This window comes from Mesorhizobium sp. B2-8-3 (assembly GCF_006440815.1).
Classification (GTDB): Bacteria; Pseudomonadota; Alphaproteobacteria; order Rhizobiales; family Rhizobiaceae; genus Mesorhizobium.
This window is the reverse complement of sequence record NZ_VFTW01000018.1, coordinates 87,807-114,218: the sequence shown is the minus strand read 5'-3', so window position 1 is coordinate 114,218 and position 26,412 is coordinate 87,807. Positions and strand designations below refer to the sequence as shown.

Here is a 26,412-nt window from a genome sequence, read left to right as displayed (position 1 = left end):
CCGACCAGAGTTTCAGTGCCATCATCCATCTCGCTGCCGCCGTCATAAACTCACGATGAATCTCAACAAGCCCTAGAGCATGATGCCGAAAAGTGTGGAGCGGTTTTCGGAGGGCATCATGCTCTATTTCTTTGATCTAGGCGGCGCGGCATACACCAATGGACCGGCCTGCGCAAACCGCGTGGGCCGGGCGGCGAGCCTTCACCGAATGTTTACGCTGATCGGTAACCATAACAGCCAGTAAACCGTAACGCGTTCTTTTGGGTGTTTTGATGTCTGCCGTGCGTCTTATCGACGAGCTTTCCCAAGCTCCCCAGCAGGCCGAATGGCTGGACACGATCCTGAAGGGCGACTGCGTCGCCGCGCTGGACAAGCTGCCGGAAAAGTCGGTCGACATCATCTTCGCCGACCCGCCCTACAATCTGCAGCTCGACGGCGACCTGCACCGGCCCGATCAGTCCAAGGTCGACGCCGTCGACGACGACTGGGACCAGTTCGAGAGTTTCGAGGCATATGACGCCTTCACCCGCGCCTGGCTGCTCGCGGCGCGCCGCGTGCTGAAGCCCAGCGGCACCATCTGGGTCATCGGCTCCTATCACAACATCTTCCGCGTCGGCGCCCGCATGCAGGATCTCGGCTTCTGGATCCTCAACGACATCGTCTGGCGCAAGACCAACCCGATGCCGAATTTTCGCGGCCGCCGCTTCCAGAACGCGCATGAGACGATGATCTGGGCCTCGCGCGACCAGAAGGCCAAGGGCTACACCTTCAATTACGAAGCGCTGAAGGCCTCGAACGACGATTTGCAGATGCGCTCCGACTGGCTGTTCCCAATCTGCACCGGCGGCGAGCGGCTGAAGGACGAGAACGGCAACAAGCTGCATCCGACGCAGAAGCCGGAAGCGCTGCTCGCCCGTATCATGATGGCCTCGACCAAGCCGGGCGACGTCGTGCTCGATCCCTTCTTCGGCTCCGGCACCACGGGCGCCGTCGCCAAGCGCCTCGGCCGCCATTTCGTCGGCATCGAGCGCGAGCAGGCCTATATCGACGCCGCCAATGAGCGCATCGCCGCGGTGCGTCCGCTGGAAAACGCCGATCTCACCGTGCTTTCGGGCAAGCGTGCCGAGCCGCGCGTCGCCTTCATCAGCCTGATCGACAACGGCCTGGTGACGCCGGGCGCCACGCTTTACGACGCCAAGAAGCGCTGGGCGGCCAAGGTGCGCGCCGACGGCACGCTGGCGATTGGCGACAGCGCCGGCTCGATCCACAAGATCGGCGCCGAAGTGCAGGGGCTGGATGCCTGCAACGGCTGGACCTTCTGGCACTATGAGCGCAGCGGCGGCCTGACCCCGATCGACGAATTGCGCCGCATCGCCCGCCTCGGCATGGAGCGGGCAGGGGCCTGAGCCGCCGGCCCCTCTTGAATCAACACCTCAACGGATCGCCGCAAGCGATTCAGTTCAGGCCGCAATCCCGAACCGCTGAAGGTCTGCTTTAAGCGTCTTGGCGTCGGTGAACAGCACCGACTGCCAGCCGGCGGCCCTGGCGCCGTCGACATTCTTCTGGCTGTCGTCGATGAACAATGTGGCGGATGGCTCGAGACCGAACGCGGTCACGTGATGATCATAGATGGCGCGGTCCGGCTTGATCTGGCGGATGTCGGCCGACACGGTCACGCCGCGCGGCCGGTTGAGAAAGTCGAAACGCTGCCGTGCTTCGGCGAGCGTGTCGGCGGCGAAGTTGGTCAGCATGGTCACATCGTGGCCGCGCTCGATCAGGCCGAGCATGATGGCGACGCTGTCGTCATAGGCATGCGGCACCATCTCGTGCCAATGGCGGCGGAAGTTACGGATGTTCTCGGCGTGATCGGGATGCTCGGCGATCAGCAACGCCTCTGCATCTTCCCATGTGCGGCCGCGATCCTGCTCGATGTTCCACTCGCTGGTGCAGACATTGTCGAAGAACCATTTGCGCTCTTCGGCATCCGGTATCAGCCGGCTGAACGCAAGATCCGGATCGTAATGGATCAGCACCTTGCCGATGTCGAACACGATATGGCGGATTTCGGTCATGCAGGCCTCTTTGCACTGTGCGGCGACGGTTTCTTGGTCGCGCCCGGTATCGCCACCTCGATTGCCTTTTTCATGACAGTCGGCAGCGCTTCCCCGGAAATTTCATGAGCCAGCGACCAGAAATGCCCGTCCGGCGCGTCGCCTTTGACGCGGGCATGGAAGATTTCGAGCTCAAGCGCGAAATGGGTGAAGACGTGCCCGATCTGCCCGGCGCGGCGCCAATCGGCGGGAAAAGGCGCGGCCTCGGCCGTCGTGGCGCCGTCAACCCGCGCTGTCCAGCCGGTGGTCGGCACCTCGGTCATACCGCCGAGCAAGCCTTTCTCGGGCCGCTTGCGGAGCAGGATGGCGCCGTCGTCGCGCTCGGCGACGAAGGCGGCACCCTTGCGCAGTGGCTTGTCGTCCTTCGGCAGCCGGACCGGGAAACGTTCAGGATCGCCGGTGAGAATGGCGCTGCAATCCTCGCGGATCGGGCAGAGCATGCAGCGCGGCCGCTTCGGCGTGCAGATCGTCGCGCCGAGATCCATCATCGCCTGGGCAAAGTCCCCGGGCCGCGTCTGCGGCACCAGTTTTTCGACCAGCGCGCGGATCTCCGGCTTGGCCTCGCCGAGCGGCGTTTCGATCGAATAGAGCCGGGTCACGACCCGCTCGACATTGCCATCGACGACCGCCGCTGGCCGGTCGAAGGCGATCGCGGCGATCGCCGCCGCGGTATAGGCGCCGATTCCCGGCAATTCGCGCAGACCCGCCTCGGTGTCGGGAAAACGGCCGCCTCGGAGCGCCACCAGGTCGGCGCAGGCTTTCAGGTTGCGCGCCCTGGAATAATAGCCGAGCCCGGCCCACGCCTTCATCACATCCTCGGCGGGCGCCGCCGCCAACGCTTCGACCGTCGGCCATTTCTCGACGAAATTGCGGAAATAGGCTTTCACCGCCTCGACCGTGGTCTGCTGCAGCATCACCTCGGACATCCACACGCGATAGGGATCGGCCCTCACGCCGCGCCCAGACGCGACCGGCGTGACGCGCCAGGGCAAGTCGCGGTGATGCGCGTCATACCAGGCAAGCAGGCGGGAGGCGATATCCGGGGATCCAGCTTTGCTGGTATCGCCGGATCCGATATCGCCGGATGCGGTCTTCTGTGATGCCTTGCGGGTCTGATCGAGCGGTGCCATTGATCGGATGAGCTGGGGAACTGGAGAACGCACATGGCAGGGAAAAGGCCCTTCGGCAATCCCGTTCCGGTGAGCGATCTCGCCACCGAGATCCTCGACCCGGTGCTGAAGAAGCGCGCCGGTATCTCGATCGGGCTGGTGCAGTCCTGGGAAGAGATCGCCGGGCCGCGCCTGGCCGCCCACTCGCGGCCGGAGAAGATCCAGTGGCCACGCCGCTTGCACGAGGACGATCCGTTCGAGCCGGCGACCTTGATCATCGCCTGCGAAGGCATGGCGGCGTTGCATCTGCAGCACGAGGCCGGCGAGGTGATCAACCGCGTCAATGCCTTCCTGGGTTTCAACGCGGTCGGCCGCATCAAGATTCTGCAAAAACCGGTGCTTTCGCAAAAGGCGCGGCCGAAGCCGGCGCCGCGCCCTCTGAGCGAGGCGGAGAAGTCGAAGCTTTCGCATCTGGTCGGCCAGATCGAGGATGACGGCCTGCGCGCTTCGCTGGAGCGGCTCGGCGCCACGATTATGGGTGAAAGGAAGCCCAAACGGTCGTAAGAAGTGTCATGAATGCGTCACCAATCTCGCGCATTCGTGATGCTTATGATCAAGTTTCGCGATTGGATTGGGGATCGCGATGCCTTAATTCGCGCCAACTCTCGCTTTTTCTAGCCCTTGCATTGCAAAATCCAACCGATATCAGGTGATTCGCATGAACCGTGCCCCGTCTGGCAAAAGCTTGTCTCGCAGAAACCTTCTGACCGCGCTGGCTGCTGTTCCTGCGGTGGCGCTGCTTGCCGCATGCAGCGACTCCGGCGAGGAGGCGAAGGCAGCCGATGTGAAGCCGGCCAACCCGTCGACGCCTGCCAAGCCGGCCGCCACGCCGGCGGCGGTCCAGGTGCCCGAGGCGCAGGGCACCGTGGACATGACGGAACTGCTCAAGCCGGGCGCGCTGCCCGACAAGCAGCTCGGCAAGGACGACGCCAAGGTCACCATCGTCGAATACGCATCGATGACCTGCCCGCATTGCGCGCATTTCAATGACACCACCTTCCCACAGCTGAAGTCGAAATACATCGACACCGGCAAGGTCCGTTATATTCTGCGCGAATTCCCGTTCGACCCGAGCGCCGAGGCCGGCTTCATGCTGGCGCGCTGCTCGAAGGACAATTACTTCGCCATGGTCGACGTGCTGTTCAAGCAGCAGCCGAGCTGGGTCGGCGTCAACAACACCAAGGAAGCGCTGCTGCAGATCTCCAAGCTGGCCGGTTTTACACAGGAGTCCTTCGAGTCCTGCTTGACGGACCAGAAACTTCTGGACGATGTGAGAGCAGTCCAGAAACGCGGAGCGGACGAGTTCAAGGTCGACTCGACGCCGACCTTCTTCATCAACGGAAAGACCTATAAAGGGGCGATGTCGATTGAGGAAATGTCGGCCATCATCGACCCTCTGCTCTGACATCCAGGCCGCGCCGAAGCGGTCCGGCTTCGGCGCGCACGCCTGTAGTGTTGGGCGGCGCGAATGAAATTTTCGCGCCTTCGCCTCCTCGGTTTCAAATCGTTCGTCGAGCCCGGCGAGTTCGTCATCGAACGCGGGCTGACCGGCATTGTCGGGCCGAACGGCTGCGGCAAGTCGAACCTCGTCGAAGCTTTGCGCTGGGTGATGGGCGAAAGCTCCTACAAGAACATGCGCGCGTCCGGCATGGACGACGTGATCTTCTCAGGCTCCGGCGCGCGCCCCGCGCGCAACACCGCCGAAGTCACGCTTTTCCTCGACAATACCGACCGCACCGCGCCTTCCGCCTTCAACGACGCCGATGAACTGCAGGTGTCGCGCCGCATCGAGCGCGAGGCGGGCTCGCTCTACCGCATCAACGGCAAGGAAGCGCGCGCCAAGGACGTGCAGCTTCTGTTCGCCGACCAGTCGACCGGCGCACGCTCGCCCTCCATGGTCGGGCAGGGCCGTATCGGCGAGCTGATCCAGGCCAAGCCGCAGGCCCGCCGCGCCCTGCTCGAAGAAGCCGCCGGCATCTCCGGCCTGCACACGCGCCGGCATGAGGCCGAGCTTCGGCTCAAGGCGGCCGAGCAGAACCTCGAGCGGCTGGACGACGTGGTCGGCGAGCTGGAAGGCCAGATCGAGAGCCTGAAGCGCCAGGCACGCCAGGCGTCGCGCTTCAAGAACCTGTCGGCCGATATCCGCAAGGCCGAAGCGACGCTGCTGCATCTGCGCTGGACGCTGGCAAAAACCCAGGAAGGCGAGGCGCGTTCCGCGCTTGCCGTCGCCACCACGCTGGTCGGCGACCGCGCCGCGGCCCAGATGGCGGCGGCCAGGGAGCAGGGCATCGCCGCGCACCGGCTGCCGGACCTGCGCGACGCCGAAGCCGCCGCTGCTGCCGCCTTTCAGCGCCTGTCGATCGCCAAGACCCAGATCGAGGAAGAGGCCGGCCGCATCCGCGCCCGCCAGACCGAGCTCGAACGCCGCCTGCAGCAGCTCGACGCCGACATCGCCCGCGAGGAGCGGATGGTGCGCGACAATGCCGACATCCTGGAGCGCCTGCGCACCGAGGAAGCCGAGCTCAATTCGGAAAACGCCGGTGCCGCCGAGCGCGAGGCGACCACACGCGCCGCCTTCGAACAGGCCGGCGCGACGCTCTCGCAGAGCGAAGCAAAACTTGCCGCGCTGACCGCCGAGCGCGCCGAGGCGGCCGCCTCGCGCCACCAGATCGAGCGCTCGCTGCGCGAGACCGCCGAGCGCCGTGATCGCTTCGCCCGCCAGCTCGCCGAGGTCGACCGCGAGCTTTCCGACATCGTCGCGCGCATTTCCGGCCTGCCGGATCCGGCCGAGAAGCGGCTGTTGGTCGAGGATGCGCTTGCCCGGCTGGAAGAGAGCGAGGCCGGCGCCATTGCCGCCGAGCAGGCCGTCGCGGAGGCCCGCACTGCTGAAAGCGCCGCAAGGCCTCCGCTGCAGGATGCAAGGGCCGAACTGGCGCGCATCGAGACGGAAGCGCGCACGCTGGCGAAGATCCTCAATGCCACCAGCGGGGGCGATCTTTTCCCTTCGGTGCTGGACCAGATCAGTGTCGAGCGCGGCTACGAAACCGCGCTTGGCGCGGCCCTTGGCGAGGACCTCGACGTTCCGCTCGACCGCAGCGCTCCGGTGCATTGGGGCGAAAGCTCGGTCCAGCCCGGCGATGCGTCGCTGCCCGAAGGTGTGAAGAGCCTGGCCAGCGTCGTTCGCGCGCCGGCGCAGCTTGCCCGCCGCCTCGCGCAGATCGGCATCGTCGACGCCGTCGACGGCCGCCGGTTGCAGGCGCTTCTGGCCCCCGGCCAGCGGCTGGTCAGCCGCGATGGCGCGCTCTGGCGCTGGGACGGCTTGACCGCGAGCGCCGACGCTCCGACCGCCGCCGCGCTGCGGCTGGCGCAGAAGAACCGCCTGGCGGAGCTCGATGCCGAAGCCGTGCAGGCGACGCTTGTCGTACGCGAGGCCGAGGAGGCGTTGACGCATGCCGAGCAGGCGATGCGCCAGGCAAGCGATGCCGAGCGCAATGCGCGCCAAGCCGGCCGCGACGCCCAGCATGCGCTGGATGCGGCCCGCAACGCGCTGGCCGAGGCCGAGAAGGCCGGCGGCGAGCTGTTGAGCCGGCGCGCCGCGCTCGAAGAGGCACGCGCTCGCATTGTTGACAGCCATGAGGAGACGCAGGCCGCTTTCCTCGAAGCCGAGGCGATGTTGCAGGACGCGCCCGATCTTGGCGACCTGCAATTGCAGCTCGAACAGGCCTCCGCCAACGTCTCGCGCGACCGCGCCACGCTCGCCGATGCGCGCGCCGTGCATGAAGGGCTGCGGCGCGAGGCCGAGGCGCGCGTGCGCCGGCTTGACGCCATCGGCGCCGAGCGCAAGAACTGGCTGGAGCGCGCCGAGAACGCCTCGACGCAAATCGCGGCCCTTGGCGAGCGCAAGGCCGAAGCCGAGGCCGAGCGCGAAAGGCTGGCCGACGCGCCCGACGAGATCGACGCCAAGCGCCGCGCCCTGCTGTCGCAGCTGTCCGAGGCTGAGGCTTTGCGCCAGGCGGCGAGCGACCGCCTGCAGGAGGCGGAGAACAAGCAGGCCGAGCTCGACAAGGCGGCGACCGCCGCCATCCAGTCGCTCGCCGAATCGCGCGAAACCCGCGTCCGCGCCGAGGAGCGGCTCACCGCGGCGGATGAGCGCCGCGCCGAGGTCGAGGCGCGCATCCAGGAAGCGCTCAACACGCCGCCGCATCTGGTCATCAAGCATACCGGCCTCGAAGCCGACGACCCGATGCCCGACATGGCCGAGATCGAACGCCAGCTCGACCGATTGAAGATCGAGCGCGAGCGGCTCGGCGCCGTCAACCTGCGCGCCGAGGAAGAGCAGAAGGAATTGTCGGAGCGGCTGGAGACCATCGTTTCCGAGCGCGAGGACATCATCGAGGCGATTAGAAAACTGCGCCAGGCGATCCAGAGCCTCAACCGCGAGGGCCGCGAGCGGCTGCTGTCGGCCTTCGAGGTGGTCAACGGCCATTTCCAGCGGCTGTTCTCGCATCTGTTCGGCGGCGGCACGGCCGAGCTGCAGTTGATCGAGTCCGAGGATCCGCTGGAGGCGGGGCTGGAAATCCTCGCCCGTCCGCCCGGCAAGAAGCCGCAGACCATGACGCTGCTTTCCGGCGGCGAGCAGGCGCTGACGGCGATGTCGCTGATCTTCGCCGTGTTCCTCACCAACCCCGCGCCGATCTGCGTGCTCGACGAGGTCGACGCGCCGCTCGACGACCACAATGTCGAGCGCTTCTGCAATTTGATGGACGAGATGTCGAAGACCACCGAAACCCGCTTCGTCATCATCACCCACAACCCCATCACCATGGCGCGCATGGACCGGCTGTTCGGTGTCACCATGGCCGAGCAAGGCGTCAGCCAACTGGTCTCGGTCGACCTGCAAGCGGCCGAGGCGATGCGCGAGGCGAGCTGAGCTAGATCAGTGTTCGGTTGCCCTCATTAAACTGCACGTCGCAAAATCGTGCAGACATAGCTCGTTAAGGTAGCTGCTTTCACCTGCATCGAGTATTTTGGGTCATGGGAGATCGTCTTTCGCCTGAAGCGCGCAGCGCCCACATGCGCTTGATAACGAAGAAGAACACAAGACCAGAAATCCGGGTTCGAAAGCTGCTACACGCGCTCGGCTATCGCTTCCGACTGCACCGCCACGATTTGCCGGGTTCGCCCGACATTGTTCTTCCGAAGCGCAGGACAGCCATCTTCGTCCACGGTTGTTTTTGGCATCAGCATGCGGGATGCCGGCTTGCGCGTAAGCCAAAATCACGTCTGGAGTATTGGCTTCCTAAGTTGGCGCGTAACGCAATGCGAGATCAAGAAATTGACATGCGCCTTCGCGATCTGGGCTGGCGCTCTGCGACAATATGGGAATGCGAGACACAGCACGAAGAGTCCTTGCGAGGAAGGTTGCTTGAACTCCTCTCCTAAGCAGCTTCGCGCTCTCTATAGACGGCGCCTCGCCCGAGACCGGTACCGGGATGTGCTGAATCACTATGGGCTAAATGGAGAAATTTTTTTGCCACTGGCAGCCTTCTTTCAGGGGGCGGAAAAGCTTCCTGTGCAGAAGGCGCCAACGTTGACATTCCGAGGGCTCCATTGATGCCAAAGAACTGCGCAGCCACCTCTCGAGCCAAACTCTCAGCGAGCGCGGATGGCACGGCATTGCCGACCATCTTTTGAATTTCCGCATAGTTGCAATTGAAGCGGAGCCCATCCGGGAATGTCTGGAGTCGGCAAAGCTCCTCCTTTGAAAGACGCCTATTTTCCCAATGGAAAGGTCCGGTAGCTGGACCTGGTTGCGCTTGAATGGTCCATGATGGCTTGTCCTTTGCCAGCTTCAAGAGGAAGTTCCAATAGCGTCGGCGCCATCCAAAAAGCGCGGCACCACCGCCACGGTCGGTGTGCCAAAGGTAGTTCTGCCCTTCAGGAATAGAGGGCAGTAAATCGGCCCATTTGCCTTTGACCCTCAGAGCTGATTTGTCCTTAATGGAATCGAGATCAGCAAACGCATCCCAAGCGGTGCGGTGTCGGTTCTTTCCGGCGAGAGCTTCGACGCTGCCCGATCGGAAGTGCGTCGGCGACGGAAATCGGAAGCTTCGCCCGTCCCTTGAACCGACAATGAAGACACGTTCTCTGAGCTGTGGCACGCCATAGTCCACCGCATTGAGGGCTCGACACTCCAGCGCGTAGCGGGTTCCGAGATCGCGATTGATCTCCTCGATCCCAGCTTGCAAAGTCTCGATCCCTTCGCTCTTACCCCGATACGCTAGGCCGGGAACATTCTCTAGAAGGAATGTTTTGGGGCATGTATCGCGAAGTACCCGAAGATACTGGACCAGAGTGTCAGCGCGGGGATCGGAGAGCCGTCGAGAATCACCTCGAGCCCAATAGCCAGACTTGCTGAACGGCTGGCAAGGCGGTCCCCCGATCAGAATATCTGCCTCACCTGGCCTAAGATCGGCAGTCGCTAAGATAGTCTCGGACGAAATCGCGGCAATAGGCCCTTCCAGGACGGGCCAATTCCGATTTAATCTTACGGTTGCGCAAGCGATTGGATCAAAATCGAGCGCGACCCGTGTTTCAAATCCTGCCGCCTCAAATCCGAAATCGAGCCCACCAACGCCTGTGAACAAGGATATGGCCTTAAGTTTCACGATCACCTCACGTGGCTCTTGCGTAATGCAACTCGAACACCTTCTCAGCGCTGTCCGAGAAGATCGGTTCCGAAACGCCGATCATGTTTGCTATCCGGCCCGTGCAGGTCTTGTGTGGCTCCAAGTCAGCAGTGAGCGCGAAACGAAACTCCCAATTTTCAGTCACTGCATGAAGGCACGCAGCCAGCACCGGAAAGTCCCCTGGTCGATAGTAGCGAGAGCATGGATCGCCCTTGGATGCGCGAGTCTTCTGGAAATCGACCTTAGGCCGACCGTCCGAATAGGTTGATCGGAGTGTGTTCTTACACTCGATCAGGATGGGCGCGCCCCCCCTCCATCTGAGCGAAATATCCGGCTTGCCGTCTGCTTCAAGACGGGTGCATTCTGAGACACCCTTGAGCTTGCTTAGGATGTCGGCAAGGTGTTCCTCGGCGACCCATCCACGGACTGCCATTTTCAGGCGGCTTGCGCCTTCAATAAGGTCAAAGAGAGCGTCTGGCGTGATCCCAAACTCTTCGAGAATGGGGTGTGGAACGGCCCTAGCTGGCCTTAGCGCTTTGAGTTTATCCGCCACGAGGTGGCGCTCGCCTGGATCCAGCTGATAAGCAATCCGCTCCAAAGCAATCAAGTCGAGCAGGCGATCTTGTCTGCATCCAACTAGAACCTCAGTTCGGTAATCCTCAAGCTCGGCTTTGGGGCGATCTTTTGACTTCCCTGGACGCCGGTCACGCTCCCAAACAGCCCAGCCTTGCTGTTGAATTAGCGCCACATGATCGCGCTTGAATTCGATAGAGCGGGACATTGGCGCGGGCGTATTCATCAGCGGATCGGCGGCTACAAATACACCTTCCTTGAGATCAATGCCTACAAACAACGTGGTAACTAGCCGACTGGTGTCGATTGCGACCTCAAGCACACCTTTGAGATTGCCACCGTATTTGATCTGGAACCGATGTTCGTCGGGAGGTCGGTTCCTTATAAGCTTCGTATTTGCGAAAAACGCATACACGAGCACACCATGGCGCTCGCCGGTAGGCGTATCGAAAACGATGTAGAATGGAGCCCGGCTCGGCTCACTTGCGTATACGATAGAGCAATCCCGCATCTCTAGGGCTCGAAGCACGAATGCGCGCAATGGCTCCTTGTCAGAGCGACTTACCGAATAGCTTTTCCACTCCTGTGTGGAGAGGACGTCCTTGTGGGCATCGAACGGGCTCATGCGAAAAGCATTAGCGCCTTACCGATGATTCGAGAATCTGAGCCATCAACATCCCCCACCTTTGTGACGGCTAAGGAGATTAGCTGAATTCTGCGAACAAAACAAGAACAAGTTGTGTTCTCTGCCGTGAGAGCGAAGAGGGCATTCGTCAGGGATTTCTCGGCGAACGCAAGGGCAACCAGCCCTACTTCTCCGCAGCGGAGGCAGGCGCCGTATAGCGCCTTCGCACGGCGTCGATCACCAGCTTGCGGCTCTCGTCGGCCGACAACGCCTTGTTCTTCTCCGCCTCCGCCGTTTCTCGGGCGAGGTCCTTGTCCCTGATCTGCTGGCGGAACCATTTGGAATAATCGCCGGCGCGCAAATGGTATTCCCATGTCTTGTCGTCGATACCTTCCGCCATCTGGGCGAAGATGATGAGATTGTGAGCTCGCAGATTCATCGCCTTCTTCGGCCCGGTGAAATAGAAGCTGCCCGCCTCGTCGAGCTCGCCTTCGGCATATTTGCGGCTGTGCCGCTTCAGCGACTGGTCGGGCTCGATCGCCTTGACCGTGAACGGCTTCTTGCCGTCATGCGGCCGCCAGAACAGCACGCGGTCGCCCTTGGGCAGAGGAATATCCTTCGGCGCCTTTAGCTCGGTTTCCTTGCAGAAGGTCCTGATCACGTCCTTTGCGTTGGGCCCGAGTGCGATCACTGTCGTCACCAGCCGCAACGCATCGGTGGAGATTGCTTCGGGGTGGACGGTGATCAGCACGGTGCCAGGTAGCTCGATCGAAAGCACCGCGCGCGTATCTCCGCGTCGCTTGGGCATCAAATGATGCGCCTCGTCGATGATCAGCCAGTGCGGCCTTGCCGTGCGATAGCGGACATTGCCGAGGCCGGGTAGCAATTCGGCGAAGAAATCGGGACGCTCATCGACCTTCAGTGCCAGGCCGTTGACCACGACATTGTTCTGCGGTTTCTCGATCAATTCCAGCAATTGTTCCTTGTTCGGCGCGGTCGAGCCGTTGCCGAGCGGCACCGCGCCTTTCAGTCCGTCATAGTCGCCCTCGGGGTCGAAAATGCAGAATTGCAGACCTTTTTCGACCAGCCGCTCGGTGAGCGCCGTGGCCAAGGTCGATTTGCCGATGCCCGAGCTGCCGGCGATCAGCACTGTTTCCATCGGCGACAAGTAGATGTCCTTGCCGCGTGAGGTCCCGAGCAGCACGCCGCGCGAGCGCTTTTTGGCCAGCGGATAATCGCGCTTGGTCAGCTTGCGGATCAGTTCCTCGACGCCTTTGCCGCGCGGCGCCTTGGTGACAAGGTCGGCGGTTTCCTTGACCGCGGGCAGCGCGTTGGCCACCGCGACGCTGCAGCCCGAGGCCCTGAGGAAAGCGTGGTCGTTCTCGGCGTCGCCGACGGCCACGACATTATGCGGCGACAGCTTCAGGTCCTCGAGCGCAGCCGCCAGTCCGGTTGCCTTGTTGATGCCCGAGGGCAGGATCATCACCGCGCCCTTGTTGAAGATGATTTCCAGCTCCAGCCCGAGCTTCTTGATGACGTCGAGCACCGTCACCTGGTGCGGCTCCCAGGTGGCGACGATCGAGCGCCCAACCGACAGCGGCTTCACGCCGCGCTTCTTGAGCCCGTCGATGAGATCGACGGAAGGCGAGGGCGAGATCGTGCGTTCTTCCTCGCTGGCCGGCGTGTAGATCAGCGCGCCGTTTTCGGCGACGACCTTGTCGAACAGGAAAAGTTCGGGAAAAACCTCCTTGAGGTCGGGCAGTTCGCGGCCGGTGACCAGGATGAGCTTGCGCCCCGATTTCTTCAGCTTTTCCAGCGCCGAGATCGTGCTGGCCGTGACCAGGCCATCATGCGCCAGCGTGCCGTCATAGTCGGTGGCCAATGCCATGAAATACATCGGTTTAACCTCTCCGCCGGCTGTTTTTCGCGCCCGCCGGGAGTATCCGGCTCGGCGGACAACAACGCCTGGAGGCGGAAAAGGTTTAGGTCGAGCACTGGATTTCTCGGGCCGGCGCTAGGCCGTCGCGCATCGCAACGACTCGCCCATGCGAACGAAACGATCGGCCACGAAGAGCTCAATCCGCCCACTTGCCGTACGTCGACGCCTTCGTTACTGCGATCTGATGGCGACGCACAAGCTTACCAACACCACTTGGCACAATGTCCTCGGTACGATCGCGCCGGCGCTCACAATTGCATCCGGCGATGTCGTGACGACGGAAACGCTCGACGCTCAGGGCTTCGACAAGAACGGTGTGCAGCGGTCACGAGGGCCGAATCCTATGAACGGCCCGATCTTCGTGACGGGAGCCGCACCTGGTGATGCGCTGCGTGTGGAGATCCTGCGCATGGACCCGATCCGCTCTTCCGGCTGGACGATCTCGTCACTGGCTGCAAACGTTGTCGATCCGGAGGCTGCTCGTGGGCTGCCTGCCAGGGACAAAGTCACTTGGCAGATCGACCTGGAAGCGCGAACTGTGGTGTTGCAGGAGCCGCCGCCAGGCCTCGAGCACTTCATTTTGCCGGTCGAGCCGATGATCGGCTGCTTCGGCGTGGCGCCATCGATGGGCCAGGCTTTCTCCACCGCGACCAGTGCAGAAAATGGCGGGAACATGGATTACCGCGGGTTTCGGCCCGGCGCGACCGTTTGGTTCCCCGTTGCGGCAGAGGGTGCGCTCTTCTTCGCGGGCGATTGCCATGCGGCGCAGGGCCATGGGGAGATCGTTGGAACCGGGATCGAAACCTGCTTTGAAGTTGAGCTTCGCTTGACTGTGGAAAAAAACAGACGGTTGACATGGCCTCGTGGCGAGAACGAGACCCACATTTTCTCTGTTGGTAATGCTCGTCCGCTTGATCAGGCTCTCCAGCACGCGACCACGGATATGTTCAACTGGTTGACCAGTGACCACGGCTTGTCCGCCGCTGCCGCATCGCATCTGATGGGACAGGTTGTCCGGTATCACGTCGGAAACGTTTTTGACCCTGCCTATACGATGGTTTGCCTGATCGAAAAGCGATGGCTTCCGAAACCGGCCTCCACCGGCTGACGAGAGCAATTCCAGGAAAAGCGTGAGCGGTTTTCCGTTCGGAATTGCGTCAAAACAAAGAGGTAGGGCGGTTCGCTGTTTCCGTGAAACCGTGAAACGCACGAGTGCAAGCCACGGCGCCAACAACAACCATACCATCCGTTTGACTGACCGATGACAGTTGGCTGGGGCGCCAGGATTCGAACCTGGGAATGTCGGTACCAAAAACCGATGCCTTACCACTTGGCGACGCCCCAGCATGCGGGCATGCCCGCTGCGCGCGGCCTTATAGGACGAGGCGGAGCAAAGCTCAATGCCGGGAGATCAACTAAAATCGGCAGCGACGCGGGCCGTCATTCCCGGCCAGTTCATCGCTCGATCGCCCGGCGGTGGATCGTAAGCCGCACGCGCCGCGCGGCAGCTTCGCGCCTGTGCTGGCGCGGGAGCCGCTCAGCTCAGGCTTCAGGGAAGCAGGCGACGCATCCTTGCCTACGCCTGGGCCACGCGCGCGCGGCAATCCTCGAGGACGGCCGCAAGCGTATCCTCGAAGGGATGCTCGGGCGCCCAGCCAAGCAGGGTCCGGGCGCGGGTCGCATCGCCGACGATGCATGGCAGATCGCTCGGCCGCAGCCGCAGCGGATCCTGCTCCGTGACGATCTTGACGCTGCTCCGGGCCAGTAGCCGATCGAGGATGTCTCCCATCCGCCAGGACGCGCCGGATGCGACATTGAAAATGGTGTTCGGGGCGAGATCGCCGCTCTTCAGCACCGCGCACGAATACGCGCTGGCGACGTCGCGCGCATCCAGGAAATCGCGCCTCGCATCGAGATTGCCGACGCGGATGACCGGCGGGGCCACGCCCGCTTCGATCCGGGCGATCTGCATGGCGAAGGCCGGCACGGCAAATGCCTCGGTCTGACCCGGACCCGTATGGTTGAAGGGGCGCATCCGGACACACTTCAACCCCCTGCGTGAAAGCGCGCCGAGCGCGAGGTCGGCCGCGGCCTTGGTCACGGCGTAGTCGTCGATCGGAGCAAGCAGCGTGCCTTCGTCGAGCGGTCGTCCGGTCTTAGCGCTTTCGCCATAGACCAGGCCCGATCCGACATGAACCAGCCAGCAGTCCGGAGCCTTGTCGAGGACGGCATTGGCCACGTTGAGCGCGCCACCCACGTGAATGCGCCATGTATTGCGGGGATCGGCTTGGGCGGCACCCAGAGCCGCGACCGCCGCCAGATGAATGACATGGGTGGGCCGGTGACGGGCGATCGCATCCTGGACGGCAGCCGCGTCCGTCACGTCCAGCGCTTCGACCTGGCCGAAAGCGGGATGCGGACCGCCATCCTTGGAGGTTGCGGCAACGACAATTTCGCGGCCGCAAACGCTGCGTAGCGCTTCGAGCACATAGGGGCCGACGAACCCGTTGGCGCCGGTCATCAAAATCCGCATGCCGACCTCACGGACCATGACGTGTCGTCCGCATGCGGATGCGCGGCAAAAGACGGCGCGTCAAGTCATCGACCCGTAGATGCAAGAGCTTCCTTTCAACGCCTGGCGGTTGAGTGGCGTGCCAGATCGGCGTCCACCATTTCGCGAATCATCTCTTCCAGGGAGATCGTCGCTTCCCATCCGAGCTTCGCCTTTGCCTTGGCCGGATTGCCGCGCAGGATTTCGACTTCCGCCGGCCTGAACAGGTCGGGGTCGATGACGAGATGGTCGTGCATCTTCAGCCCCACATGCTCGAAGGCGATCCTGCACATGTCGCGCACCGTCGTGGTCCTGCCGGTGGCGACCACATAATCGTCGGGCTGATCCTGCTGCAGCATCAGCCACATGGCGCGGACATAGTCCCTGGAGTGGCCCCAGTCGCGCTTGGCGTCGATGTTGCCCAGGCGCAGCTCCCTCCCCAGGCCCTTCTTGATGCGCGCGACGGTGTCCGTGACCTTGCGTGTCACGAATTCGATGCCGCGAAGCGGCGATTCGTGATTGAACAAGATGCCGCTCGAAGCATGCAGGCCGAAGCTCTCGCGGTAGTTGACGGTGATCCAGTGACCGTAGACCTTCGCCACCGCATAGGGAGAGCGGGGATGGAAAGGCGTGGTTTCCGATTGCTCCGGCTCCTGGATAAGACCGTACATTTCCGACGACGAAGCCTGATAGAAACGCGCCTCGGGGATTTCGAGACGCAGCGCCTCGAGGACATTCGTCACGCCGATACCGGTGACGTTGCCCGTCAGGATCGGCTGCTGCCATGAGGATTTGACGAAAGACTGTGCGGCAAGGTTGTAGACCTCGTCCGGCCTTACGTCGCGCATGGTTCGAGTGAGACCCGACAGGTCGGTCAGGTCGCCATCGACGATCCGCACGTCGTTCTCGATCCCAAGCCATTTCAGGCGTGCGGTGTTGATGTCGGCTGTGCTCGACCGTCGCGCCAGGCCGTGGACGCCATAACCCTTCGAAAGCAGGAACTGGGCCAGATAGGCGCCATCCTGCCCCGTAATGCCGGTTATCAATGCCGTCCTTGTCATCGGTGTTCTCGGGGATCGAGCGAGATGCGGGGCGCGCACCCCCGTTGTTGTCGAACCGGCCGCGCCCCAGGCCTGCGGCAACCGCCGACGCTACTTTCGTTATACCGCCTCTGATTCATCTGCCAGTGTGCTGTCCCGCGCCCGTTCCAGCGCCATTGCCACAATTTCGGTCGCCCTGTCATGGCTGGCGGCCTCGGCATAGCAACGAAATTCGGGAGCGTTGCCGGAAGGCCGCAGATGGACGATCTCGCCGCTGCTCATCCGTGCCCTGAGGCCGTCGGTCTCATCGACGTCCGTGACGGTGCCGAAGGGGGCAAGGAATTGCCGCAACGCATCGCGGTCGGCGAGCTTGCGCATCAAGCCGCGCGATGCCTCGACAGGGAAGTTCTCGAGCCGCTCGCTGGCACAGACCGGAAGGTTCCAACTTTCGCGCAGGCCCGACAGCGATTTGCCGGTCGATGCCGCCGTGCCCAGGACAGCCAGGATGGGCAAGAACGAATCCCGCGTCGGCAGCGCGGACAAAGTCCTGCCGTTCATCAGGCAGTCCGACCCCAGAAGAACCCCGCCATTGGCTTCGAAGCCGACGACGATGCCGCGGGCCGATTGCGCGGCCTCCATGCCCGCTATGACGAAGGGAGACCCGACCTTGGTTCTCCTGACGTTGAACCCGAAAGCCTCGGAGATGCCTGAATTGGAGGTGACCGGCGTCACCACGATGTCGGCCTTGAGGAACAGCGCCGTCGCCAGCCCGATCAGGTCGCCGCGGAACAACTCGCCACTGTCGTCAATGACGAGAGGGCGATCGGCATCGGCATCGGCCGAGAGCACGGCGTCGAATTTGAATTCGCGCACCCAGGCTTTCATCTTCGCCATCGTTTCCGGGCTGACGGCCTCGGTATCGACCGGCACGAACGTTTCCGCTTTGCCTACGGGGATCACATCGGCGCCGTAGGATCGCAGAACCTCGACCAGCAGCGCCGCCGCAACGGTGCTGTGCTGGTAGACGCCGAGCCTCATTCCGGAAAGGGCGCCAGGGGGGAGAATGCCGCCGACCCGGTCTCGGAAGGCCACGCGCGCCTGTTCGTGGGCGGTCTGCCAGTCGGCGGGAGCCGGCGGCCACGGATACTGGTCCGACAGTTCAGCGACATGATGGGTGATCGCTGCCTCGTCCGCCTTGTCGATCTCGCCCTTCGGCCCGTAGAACTTGATGCCGTTGCGGTCGGCGGGAATATGCGAGCCGGTCACCATCAGCGCCGCGGCGCCGTGCAGGCGGGCATAAAAGGCAAGCGCGGGTGTGGGGATGGGGCCGCAATCGACCGGCTGGAAGCCGGCTGCGGCCAGGGCCGCCATGCAGTCCTCTGCAATTGCCGGACTGCTGTCGCGCAGATCGCGTCCGACGAAGACCTTGCCTTGCTGAAACCCGGTCGACCGCAAGCGCCGGGCAAAACCCTCGGTATAAAGCCCGCTTGGCCTCCCAACCAATTCGGAAGCCAAACCCCGAACGCCGCTTGAGCCGAATTTCATCAGTCTGCTTTTGCCGTTGGAAGATCGCCGCTACTTATTGGAGTGAGCAAGACTGTCAACAGCAAAAGATACCTCGAAATCCGCGTCTTTCCTAATATCCCCATACAGCCAGTTCGTTGCCGGCCGGATCTGTGAAATGAAACCGTCTACCGCCGGGAAAGGCGAAAATTGGCTTGATGATGGTGCCGCCGGCACTCTCGACAGCGTCCAGCGCTTCCTCGAGGTTTTCGCAGTAGATGACCGGAAGCGGCTTGGCCGGCGCTTCGCCGGCATCTGCCTGGAAGCCGCCGTCGAGTCCTTCGGCAAAGGCGGCATAGGTCGGGCCGTAGTCGGTGAACGACCACGAAAAGGCGGCGCTGTAAAAGGACTTGACGCTGTCCAGCCTGCCGCCTGTCGCCGGCAGTTCGAGATAGTCGAGTTTTCCGTTGAGTTTCATCACGCTACTCCACTATGTTCCCTTTATGTTCTATATCGCGCTGCCCCCTCCCGCAAGTCTTTTTGACGCAGCTTTTGCTTAATCGATTGTAGTTGCGATGCCCGCTGGGCCGGTGCCTTGCCTTTCGCACTGCAGCATCCTATCGCTCGGGTCGGGGAAGGCGGGGAACCGGGCAATCATCCGGATGTTCTATCTTCCACGAACTGGAGGGCAAGCATGACCAAGTGGGTTTACACCTTCGGCGACGGCGTTGCCGAAGGCCGTGCCGGCGACCGCAACCTTCTCGGTGGCAAGGGTGCCAATCTGGCCGAGATGTGCAGCCTCGGGCTGCCGGTGCCGCCCGGTTTCACCATCACCACCGAAGTCTGCAACGCCTATTACGCCAACGGCCGCACCTATCCCGACGCACTCGAGGCGGACGTCGTCTCCGCTCTCGATCATCTCGGCCGCATCACTGGCCGCCGCTTCGGCGACCCGTCGAAGCTGCTCCTGGTTTCCGTGCGCTCCGGCGCCCGGGCCTCCATGCCAGGCATGATGGATACGGTGCTCAATCTCGGCCTCAACGACGAGACGGTCGAGGCCCTGGCCGCCGATTCCGGCGATGCGCGTTTTGCCTATGACAGCTACCGCCGCTTCATCCAGATGTATTCCGACGTCGTGATGGGCCTGGACCACGAAGTGTTCGAGGAAATCCTCGAGGACGAGAAGGCGAGCCTCGGTCACGAGCTCGACACCGGGCTCTCGGCCCAGGAGTGGCAAGGCGTGATCGGCCTCTACAAGGCCAAGGTAGAGGAAGAGCTCGGCAAGCCGTTCCCGCAAGATCCGCGGGAGCAGCTCTGGGGCGCGATCGGCGCCGTGTTCTCGAGCTGGATGAACAACCGCGCCATCACTTACCGGCGCCTGCACGACATCCCGGAAAGCTGGGGCACGGCCGTCAACGTCCAGGCCATGGTGTTCGGCAATATGGGCGACACATCCGCGACCGGTGTCGCTTTCACCCGCAATCCCTCGACCGGCGACCGGCAGCTATACGGCGAGTTCCTGGTCAACGCCCAGGGCGAGGACGTGGTGGCCGGCATCCGCACGCCGCAGAACATCACCGAAGCGGCGCGCATCGCCGCCGGCTCCGACAAGCCATCGCTGCAGAAGCTTATGCCCGACGCCTTCCAGGCTTTCGTCGACATCTCCGACCGGCTGGAAAAGCATTACCGCGACATGCAGGACCTCGAATTCACCATCGAGCGCGGCAAATTGTGGATGTTGCAGACCCGCTCCGGCAAGCGCACCGCCAAGGCGGCGCTGAAGATCGCCGTCGAGATGGCCAGGGACGGGCTGATCACCAAGGAGGAGGCGGTCGCCCGCATCGATCCGGCTTCGCTCGACCAGCTGCTGCATCCGACCATCGACCCGAAGGCCGCGCGTGATGTCATCGGCATGGGCCTGCCGGCCTCGCCGGGTGCGGCCACCGGTGAGATCGTTTTTTCCTCCAGCGATGCCGAGGATGCCAAGGCGCAAGGCCGCAAGGTAATCCTGGTGCGCATCGAGACCAGTCCCGAGGACATCCACGGCATGCATGCCGCCGAAGGCATCCTCACCACGCGCGGCGGCATGACCAGCCACGCCGCCGTGGTGGCGCGCGGCATGGGCAAGCCCTGCGTGTCGGGCGCAGGCTCGCTGCGTGTCGACTACAAGGCAGGCACGCTGCTCTCGATGGGCCAGACCTTCCGCAAGGGCGACATCATCACCATCGATGGCGCCAACGGCCAGGTGCTGAAAGGGGCGGTCGCCATGCTGCAGCCGGAGCTGTCGGGCGATTTCGCCGCCATCATGGAATGGGCGGACGCCGCGCGCCGCATGAAGGTGCGCACCAATGCCGAAACGCCGCTCGACGCGCGCATGGCGCGCTCTTTCGGCGCCGAGGGCATCGGGCTGTGCCGCACCGAGCACATGTTCTTCGACGGCGACCGCATCGTCGCCATGCGCGAGATGATCCTGGCCGATACCGAGAACGACAGGCGTGCGGCACTGGACAAGCTCCTGCCCATGCAGCGCTCGGACTTCCTCGAGCTGTTCGAGATTATGGCCGGCCTGCCGGTGACGATCCGCCTGCTCGACCCGCCGCTGCACGAATTCCTGCCCAAGACCGAGGCCGAGCTCGCCGAGGTCGCCTCCGCAATGAACGTGTCGGCCGACAAGCTGAGGCAGCGCACGGAAGCGCTGCATGAATTCAACCCGATGCTCGGCCATCGCGGCTGCCGGCTCGCCGTCTCCTATCCCGAGATCGCCGAGATGCAGGCGCGCGCCATCTTCGAGGCGGCGGTCGAGGCCGGCCGCAAGGCCGGCGCGCTGGTCGTGCCGGAAATCATGGTGCCACTGGTTGGCCTCGTGAGGGAGCTGGAATATGTCAAGGCGCGCATCGACGCGGTCGCGCAGAGCGTGATGCAGGAAAGCGGCACCAAGATCGACTATCTGACCGGCACGATGATCGAATTGCCGCGCGCGGCGATCCGCGCCCATGTCATCGCCGAGGCGGCCGAATTCTTCTCCTTCGGCACCAATGATCTGACGCAGACCACCTTCGGCATCTCGCGCGACGATGCGGCCTCCTTCCTCGAAACATACCGGCAGAAGGGCATCATCGAGCAGGATCCGTTCGTGTCGCTCGATGTCGACGGCGTCGGCGAACTGGTGCGGATCGCGGCCGAAAAAGGCAAGGCGACGCGGCCGGGCATCAAGCTCGGCATCTGCGGCGAGCATGGCGGCGATCCGGCCTCGATCCGTTTCTGCGAGGAGGTCGGCCTCGATTACGTCTCGTGCTCGCCCTACCGGGTGCCGATCGCCCGGCTGGCGGCCGCGCAGGCGGCAGTGGCGGCGGCGAAGGGCGCTGCAAAACGCGCTTCCTGATGCATGTCGCCCAGAAGTGCGCAGCGGTTCTGGGACAACGACATGCATCAAAGCAAAGACCATGTCGCCCAGAAGTGCGCAGCGGTTCTGGGACAACGACATGCATCGAAGCAAAGACCATGTCGCCCAGAAGTGCGCAGCGGTTCTGGGACAATGACATGCATCGAAGCAAAGACTTGAAGCGCGCCGCCTGAATTTGTTTCAGCGCGGCGCGCTCAAGGGGCATTCGGATACCTTACGGTTTTGTATGCAATGTCACGCGAACGTGCGCGTGACGGCCCTGAATCTCGACACCGTTTCAAGGGACCTTCCGACACCGAATCTATTGGTGTCGGAAAACCCATGTTGCAGATTTCCCCATCCGCTTACCGCTCGATCCTGATCCTGCAGACCAAGTTCATCGGCGACATCGTGCTTGCCTCCGCGCTGGCGAAGAACCTGCGGCTTCAATATCCGGGCGTCCGGATCGTGTTTCTTTGCGAAGCGCATTTCGCCGGCTTCCTGACTGCCCATGGCATAGCTTCCGAGGTCGTCCCCTTCAGCCGTGCCAAGATGCGTGGCTCGCCGCTTGAGCGGGGTCGCGAGCTCTTCCGCATGGTGCGCACATTGCGGCAGCACCGTTTCGACATGACCATCGACATCACCGATTCCAAGACCTCACGGATCATTTCCGAACTGGTCAACGCTCCGGTCAGGGTCGGCTATTTTCCGACGGAGCGGCCTTTGCGCTGGCACGAGCGTCAACCCGCCAACGTCAGGATGAAGCCCTTCGGATTTGGCAAGACGCATTATCTCTACCGCTATCTGTCTCCGTTGGAGGCGCTGGGCGTCGGTCTGCGCGTCAGGGCGCCTGCCATTCGCCCGCTGCCCTTCGAGACGACGCGCGCCCTGGCCTTGCTCGCCAGGCACCAGATCCGGCCAAACGCTTTTGTTGCGGTCCATGCCGGAGCAAGCTTCGTGGGTCGCCGGTGGCAGCCGGAGCGCTTTGCCGAGGCAATCGGCAGGATCGTCCGCGAAACCGGCCTGCGCGTGGTTCTGGTCGGCGGTCCGGACGAGAGCGAGGCGACCGACAGGATCATGGCCGCGGCCAAGACGCCAGTCCTCAACCTAGCGGGCACGCTGCGGTTGGAAACGCTGCTGGCGCTGCTCAAGGAGGCGCGGCTGTTTCTCGGCAACGAAAGCGGGCCGATGCATATGGCGGCCGCGGCCGGCACGCCGGTCGTCGGCCTGTTCGGCCTGACCAGCCCGGTTCGCTGGGCGCCGATCGGGGTGCCCAGCATTTCGTTGCGGCCATCCATGCCTTGCGACTGCGTCGGCGGCGACCTTTGCCGCCGGACCGACCCGCGTAAGGCATGCTGCGTCTGGCGCCTGGAGGTCGATCCGGTCGTCGACGCTGCGCTCGAACTGCTGGCGCGCACCGAGATGCTCCTGGAGGCCGCGGTCTGACATTCGCCGGAAAGTTGCCCGTCGGCGGCGTAGCGTCCTTTGGACCAATCCCAGGAAGGTATGAAACGTTGGGCGCGGCCCCTTCGCCTTTTCCGTGAAACGGTGGAAGGCGCTTGTCGGCGCGCGAGTCACTCTGGTCCATGATCTTGCCATCTTGTATATGAGAGCCACGTGAAACAAGCGCATGACGGCTCCACATGTCGACGTCTCAGCCCAGCTTCGTGGACTCCGATCCGTCCGGCGCCCGGACGCGGGTGTCGCAGCTTCTCTCCGGCCCTCTCCGGTCGATCCTGATCCTGCAAACGAAGCACATTGGCGATCTCGTTCTTTCCTCCGCGTTGGCGAGGAATCTGCAGCTCGAATATCCCGGCGTGCGCATCGTCTTCCTCTGCGATGGCCGCTTCGCCGGCCTCCTCACGGCCAACGACATCGCCTCGGAGGTCGTGACATTCCGCCGTTCCCATATGCGCGGCACGCCGCTGCGGCGCACGCAGGAGCTCATTCTCACGCTCCTTAAGTTACGCCGCGGCCATTTCGATATGGTCGTCGACATCACCGATACGAAGACGTCGCGATTCATCTCAGGACTGGTTGGTGCACGGGTTCGCGTCGGATATCACCCGTCAGAAAGGCCCCCGCGTTGGCTCGAGCGCCAACCTGCCAATGTCAAGGCAAAGCCGTTCGGCTATGGCGAGCAGCATTTTCTCTATCGTTATCTTTCGCCGCTGGAGGCGCTTGGCATAGAGTTGCGTGTGCGGGATCCCGACATTCGACCGCTGCCGTTCGAGACGACGAAAGCCTTGGCCCTGCTGGACAAGTTCCACCTTCGGCCGAACGCCTTCGTCGCGGTGCATGCCGGTGCAAGCTTCCCCGGGCGCCGCTGGCAGCCGGAGCGCTTTGCCGCCGCGATCGACCGGATATCGGCTGAGACAGGTCTGGACGTCGCCCTGGTCGGCAGCCCGGACGAGAACGACGTGGTCGAAAAGATCCTGGCCGCTGCGAAGACGCCGATCGTCAATCTGGTCGGAGCGCTCCCGCTCGACACGCTGCCGGCGCTGTTCAAGCAGGCGCGGCTGTTTCTCGGCAACGACAGCGGCCCCATGCACATGGCCGCCGCGGTCGGCACGCCCGTCGTCGGCCTGTTCGGCCTGCAGAGCCCGGTCCACTGGGGGCCGGTCGGCGTGCCGAGCATCGCGGTACGCCCGGCCATGCCTTGCGATTGCGTCGGCGGTGACCTGTGCGAACGGCCTGACCCCAACAAGGCGTGTTGCGCCTGGCGCCTGGAGGTCGACACGGTCGTCGATGCCGTGCTCCAACTGCTGGCGCGAACGGAGTTGGCGCTGGAGGCCGCGGTCTAAGCGAAAGCAAATTTTCGCGACTGCTGCTTTTTGCGCTGTTTGCCGTCCCGATTTTCGCCTAGATGCGGGCCTTGTAGAGGCGAGTTTTGTTGGCGCGGCGCGGAGAATGCCCGAACGTGCCGGTTTGGAACGAATGATGGGTGTGCTTCGAAAATCCCTTTGCGCGATGGCGCTGTCGCTGTTCGCGGCGTCGGCGGGCAATGCCGCGACGCTGCTCGAGCCGACGCTGCATGTGAAGCCGCAGGGCCTCGAGGTTGGCAGCGGGCGCGTCGCGCTGACGCTCGATGCCTGCGGCGGCAAGACCGACACGAGGATACTTTCGGCGCTCGTCGACAACAGGATACCGGCGACGATCTTCGTTACCGGCATCTGGCTGAAGCGCAATGCCGAAGCCGTCGAGATCATGCGGGCGCATCCCGATCTGTTCGAACTGGAAAACCACGGCGGCCGCCACATTCCGGCGGTCGATACGCCGCAGAAGATCTACGGCATCCGCAGCGCCGGCAGCCCGGACGCCGTGCAGGCCGAGGTCGAATCCGGCGCCGCCGCCCTAGCCGGCGCAGGCGGGCCCGCGCCAAAATGGTTTCGCGGCGCAACCGCCGAATACAGCCCCTCGGCGATCGCCATGATCCGCAGGCTGGGCTTCAAGATCGCCGGCTTCTCGGTCAATGGCGACGGCGGCTCGCTGCTCGGCGCGAAGGAAACCGCGCGCCGCATCGCCGCCGCCAAGGACGGCGACGTCATCATCGCCCACATCAACCAGCCGACCCATGCGGCCGGCGAGGGCGTGGTTCAGGGGCTGCTTGCCTTGAAGCAGAAGGGCATGACCTTCGTGCGCCTCGACGATGCCGAGGGCATAGGCAACGACGGCACGACGGACTGAGTTGCCATGATATTCAGGTGAAGCCGGCCTGCGAACAGCGAGTTCCTGCGCTTCCGGCCTTCGCCAGCCGAAGCACTCATGAATGTCACGTCAGTTAAGGTTACGGCCGGCGTAGGCCAGTTCTCGGAACTCGCTTTTGTCGGCTCGGCCTGACCTGAATCTCAAGGCACCTCTGGCGGGCCAACAAAGGTTCAGCCCGGCTCAGCTTCGACCGTTACCTTGCTGGTATAGAATGCGCCGTGATTGCGGATTTCGGCCATCTCGTCGAATGGCGTCTCATAAGCCCACATTGCATTTTCGCCGACGTCGCCGGCTTCGCGGACGCTCCAGTAGCTGGCATCCCCTTTGTACGGGCAATGCGTCGAGTGCTCGGTGGCGGCCAGCTTGTTGAAATCGATGTCGTCGAACGGGATGTAGAAGGCATCCGCGTAGGGCGGCTCCGACAGCACCTTGGCCCGGGTCGACCGGGCGATGACGGTGTCGCCCGCGCGCACGATGACGCTGCCGCGATAGGGTTCGACGGTGATCGCCTTGTCCGGGTTGCGCTGGAAGCCGGGGGCGGGGTTGGCGAGCTTGTCCATGAATGGGTCTCCTTGGGGGAGATTTACATGTGTCGGACAAGCGCGTCGCGCAAGCCCGCGCGGCGCGAGGTGTCATCACCATTCATTGAATGTCTGTCACGCAGCCGTCAGGCGGCCGTCTTGAAGGCATCCATGAGGCTGGCATAGGCGGCGGCAATGCCCGCAACCGGATTGGTGCTTCTCGCCGCGGTTTCGACCTTCAGCGCGCCGCCGCTGGTCGGCAGCGTCAGCAGCAGGAACTGACGATTGTCGGCGTTGCCAACGCAGGCCGCGGCGACATGTTCACCCTCGGTCCCGTTTTCGACGCGCATTTTGAACAGCAACGTTCCGCCGACGGCCTCCAGCGCGCCGCCGACGACTTCGGCAAATTCATCTTCGGAAACTGTTTTGGTGTCCGGCGTCAGAACGTCCAGACTTTCGGCAAGCGTGCTTTCGAGGGCCTTATCGTCGAGCTGCGCGTCCATGCGAACCACTCCATTCGCCAATCTCACCCAGCCCGTTAATGAAGCTTAACGGCGACGATGGCCGGATTATGGCGGTTTTTCAGGTTCTTCGATCCATC

At 63.2% G+C, this 26,412-nt stretch carries 21 protein-coding genes and 1 tRNA gene; 10 read left to right on the top strand and 12 right to left on the bottom strand.

All coding sequences use genetic code 11. The features are described 5' to 3' along the window. The first annotated feature begins 272 nt into the window (after positions 1-272). The gene (locus FJ418_RS23095; protein WP_140857290.1) at positions 273-1,406 is read left to right on the top strand and encodes a site-specific DNA-methyltransferase; all 1,134 of its coding nucleotides are present in this window, start codon (positions 273-275) and stop codon (positions 1,404-1,406) included. 54 nt (positions 1,407-1,460) lie between these two features. Here FJ418_RS23095 and FJ418_RS23090 read toward each other — a convergent pair whose 3' ends face one another. Together FJ418_RS23090 and mutY are read right to left on the bottom strand one after the other, a co-directional pair. Continuing rightward, positions 1,461-2,072 carry an HAD family phosphatase gene (locus tag FJ418_RS23090; RefSeq protein WP_140857288.1) on the bottom strand — a complete coding sequence of 204 codons (612 nt, stop codon included), beginning with the start codon at positions 2,070-2,072 and terminating at the stop codon, positions 1,461-1,463. Further along, a complete protein-coding gene (gene mutY / locus FJ418_RS23085; protein ID WP_140857287.1) occupies positions 2,069-3,241 on the bottom strand; it encodes an A/G-specific adenine glycosylase in 1,173 nt (390 codons plus the stop codon). Before mutY ends, FJ418_RS23090 begins: the two co-directional genes overlap by 4 nt. 33 nt (positions 3,242-3,274) lie before the next feature. On the opposite strand from mutY, the gene FJ418_RS23080 reads away from it, so the two are divergent. From FJ418_RS23080 to vsr, 4 genes are all read left to right on the top strand, one after another. Next, positions 3,275-3,784: a DUF721 domain-containing protein gene (locus tag FJ418_RS23080; RefSeq protein ID WP_140869569.1), complete on the top strand. Its 510-nt coding sequence runs from the start codon at positions 3,275-3,277 to the stop codon at positions 3,782-3,784. 154 nt (positions 3,785-3,938) lie between these two features. Continuing rightward, the gene (locus FJ418_RS23075) at positions 3,939-4,685 is read left to right on the top strand and encodes a DsbA family protein (protein WP_140647305.1); all 747 of its coding nucleotides are present in this window, start codon (positions 3,939-3,941) and stop codon (positions 4,683-4,685) included. A gap of 63 nt (positions 4,686-4,748) precedes the next feature. Next, entirely contained in the window at positions 4,749-8,210 is a 3,462-nt protein-coding gene (smc, locus tag FJ418_RS23070; RefSeq protein WP_140869567.1) for a chromosome segregation protein SMC, read from the top strand. Positions 8,211-8,314: 104 nt separating this feature from the next. Next, positions 8,315-8,722: a DNA mismatch endonuclease Vsr gene (gene vsr, locus FJ418_RS23065; protein ID WP_140869564.1), complete on the top strand. Its 408-nt coding sequence runs from the start codon at positions 8,315-8,317 to the stop codon at positions 8,720-8,722. On the opposite strand, the gene FJ418_RS23060 is transcribed toward vsr, so the two are convergent. The 3 genes from FJ418_RS23060 to FJ418_RS23050 form a co-directional block, all read right to left on the bottom strand. Continuing rightward, positions 8,719-9,948 (bottom strand): DNA cytosine methyltransferase, encoded by a 1,230-nt coding sequence (locus FJ418_RS23060; protein ID WP_246683185.1) that lies wholly within the window; start codon positions 9,946-9,948, stop codon positions 8,719-8,721. The genes vsr and FJ418_RS23060 overlap by 4 nt on opposite strands. A 7-nt stretch (positions 9,949-9,955) precedes the next feature. Continuing rightward, the gene (locus tag FJ418_RS23055) at positions 9,956-11,167 is read right to left on the bottom strand and encodes a hypothetical protein (protein ID WP_140869562.1); all 1,212 of its coding nucleotides are present in this window, start codon (positions 11,165-11,167) and stop codon (positions 9,956-9,958) included. Between the two features lie 184 nt (positions 11,168-11,351). Further along, entirely contained in the window at positions 11,352-13,064 is a 1,713-nt protein-coding gene (locus tag FJ418_RS23050; RefSeq protein ID WP_140869559.1) for an HAD family hydrolase, read from the bottom strand. Between the two features lie 226 nt (positions 13,065-13,290). Here FJ418_RS23050 and FJ418_RS23045 point away from each other — a divergent pair, with 226 nt between their 5' ends. Next, positions 13,291-14,214: an acetamidase/formamidase family protein gene (locus FJ418_RS23045; protein WP_140869556.1), complete on the top strand. Its 924-nt coding sequence runs from the start codon at positions 13,291-13,293 to the stop codon at positions 14,212-14,214. Positions 14,215-14,375: 161 nt separating this feature from the next. On the opposite strand, the gene FJ418_RS23040 is transcribed toward FJ418_RS23045, so the two are convergent. The 5 genes from FJ418_RS23040 to FJ418_RS23020 form a co-directional block, all read right to left on the bottom strand. Next, positions 14,376-14,450, bottom strand: a tRNA-Gln gene (locus FJ418_RS23040). A gap of 232 nt (positions 14,451-14,682) precedes the next feature. Then, on the bottom strand, positions 14,683-15,627 hold the full coding sequence (locus FJ418_RS23035) for an NAD-dependent epimerase/dehydratase family protein (RefSeq protein WP_140869553.1): 945 nt from the start codon (positions 15,625-15,627) through the stop codon (positions 14,683-14,685). A 107-nt stretch (positions 15,628-15,734) separates the two neighbouring features. Next, entirely contained in the window at positions 15,735-16,718 is a 984-nt protein-coding gene (gmd, locus tag FJ418_RS23030; RefSeq protein WP_140869550.1) for a GDP-mannose 4,6-dehydratase, read from the bottom strand. 99 nt (positions 16,719-16,817) lie between these two features. After that, positions 16,818-18,242 carry a phosphomannomutase gene (locus FJ418_RS23025; RefSeq protein ID WP_140869547.1) on the bottom strand — a complete coding sequence of 475 codons (1,425 nt, stop codon included), beginning with the start codon at positions 18,240-18,242 and terminating at the stop codon, positions 16,818-16,820. Positions 18,243-18,333: 91 nt separating this feature from the next. Further along, positions 18,334-18,678: a VOC family protein gene (locus tag FJ418_RS23020; RefSeq protein ID WP_140869544.1), complete on the bottom strand. Its 345-nt coding sequence runs from the start codon at positions 18,676-18,678 to the stop codon at positions 18,334-18,336. A gap of 216 nt (positions 18,679-18,894) precedes the next feature. Between FJ418_RS23020 and ppdK the strand changes: the two genes are divergently transcribed. The 4 genes from ppdK (at position 18,895) to FJ418_RS22995 (ending at position 25,269) form a co-directional block, all read left to right on the top strand. Continuing rightward, the gene (ppdK, locus tag FJ418_RS23015) at positions 18,895-21,582 is read left to right on the top strand and encodes a pyruvate, phosphate dikinase (protein ID WP_140869541.1); all 2,688 of its coding nucleotides are present in this window, start codon (positions 18,895-18,897) and stop codon (positions 21,580-21,582) included. Positions 21,583-21,924: 342 nt separating this feature from the next. Then, positions 21,925-23,028, top strand: coding sequence for a glycosyltransferase family 9 protein (locus FJ418_RS23005; protein WP_140857259.1), 1,104 nt, complete (start codon positions 21,925-21,927; stop codon positions 23,026-23,028). 197 nt (positions 23,029-23,225) lie between these two features. Next, positions 23,226-24,386 carry a glycosyltransferase family 9 protein gene (locus FJ418_RS23000; protein ID WP_140869538.1) on the top strand — a complete coding sequence of 387 codons (1,161 nt, stop codon included), beginning with the start codon at positions 23,226-23,228 and terminating at the stop codon, positions 24,384-24,386. A 136-nt stretch (positions 24,387-24,522) separates the two neighbouring features. Then, positions 24,523-25,269 carry a polysaccharide deacetylase family protein gene (locus tag FJ418_RS22995; protein ID WP_140869535.1) on the top strand — a complete coding sequence of 249 codons (747 nt, stop codon included), beginning with the start codon at positions 24,523-24,525 and terminating at the stop codon, positions 25,267-25,269. A 191-nt stretch (positions 25,270-25,460) separates the two neighbouring features. Here FJ418_RS22995 and FJ418_RS22990 read toward each other — a convergent pair whose 3' ends face one another. After that, a complete protein-coding gene (locus tag FJ418_RS22990; protein ID WP_140783383.1) occupies positions 25,461-25,850 on the bottom strand; it encodes a DUF427 domain-containing protein in 390 nt (129 codons plus the stop codon). 107 nt (positions 25,851-25,957) lie between these two features. Beyond that, on the bottom strand, positions 25,958-26,314 hold the full coding sequence (locus tag FJ418_RS22985) for a hypothetical protein (RefSeq protein WP_140643350.1): 357 nt from the start codon (positions 26,312-26,314) through the stop codon (positions 25,958-25,960). Positions 26,315-26,412 lie beyond the last annotated feature (98 nt).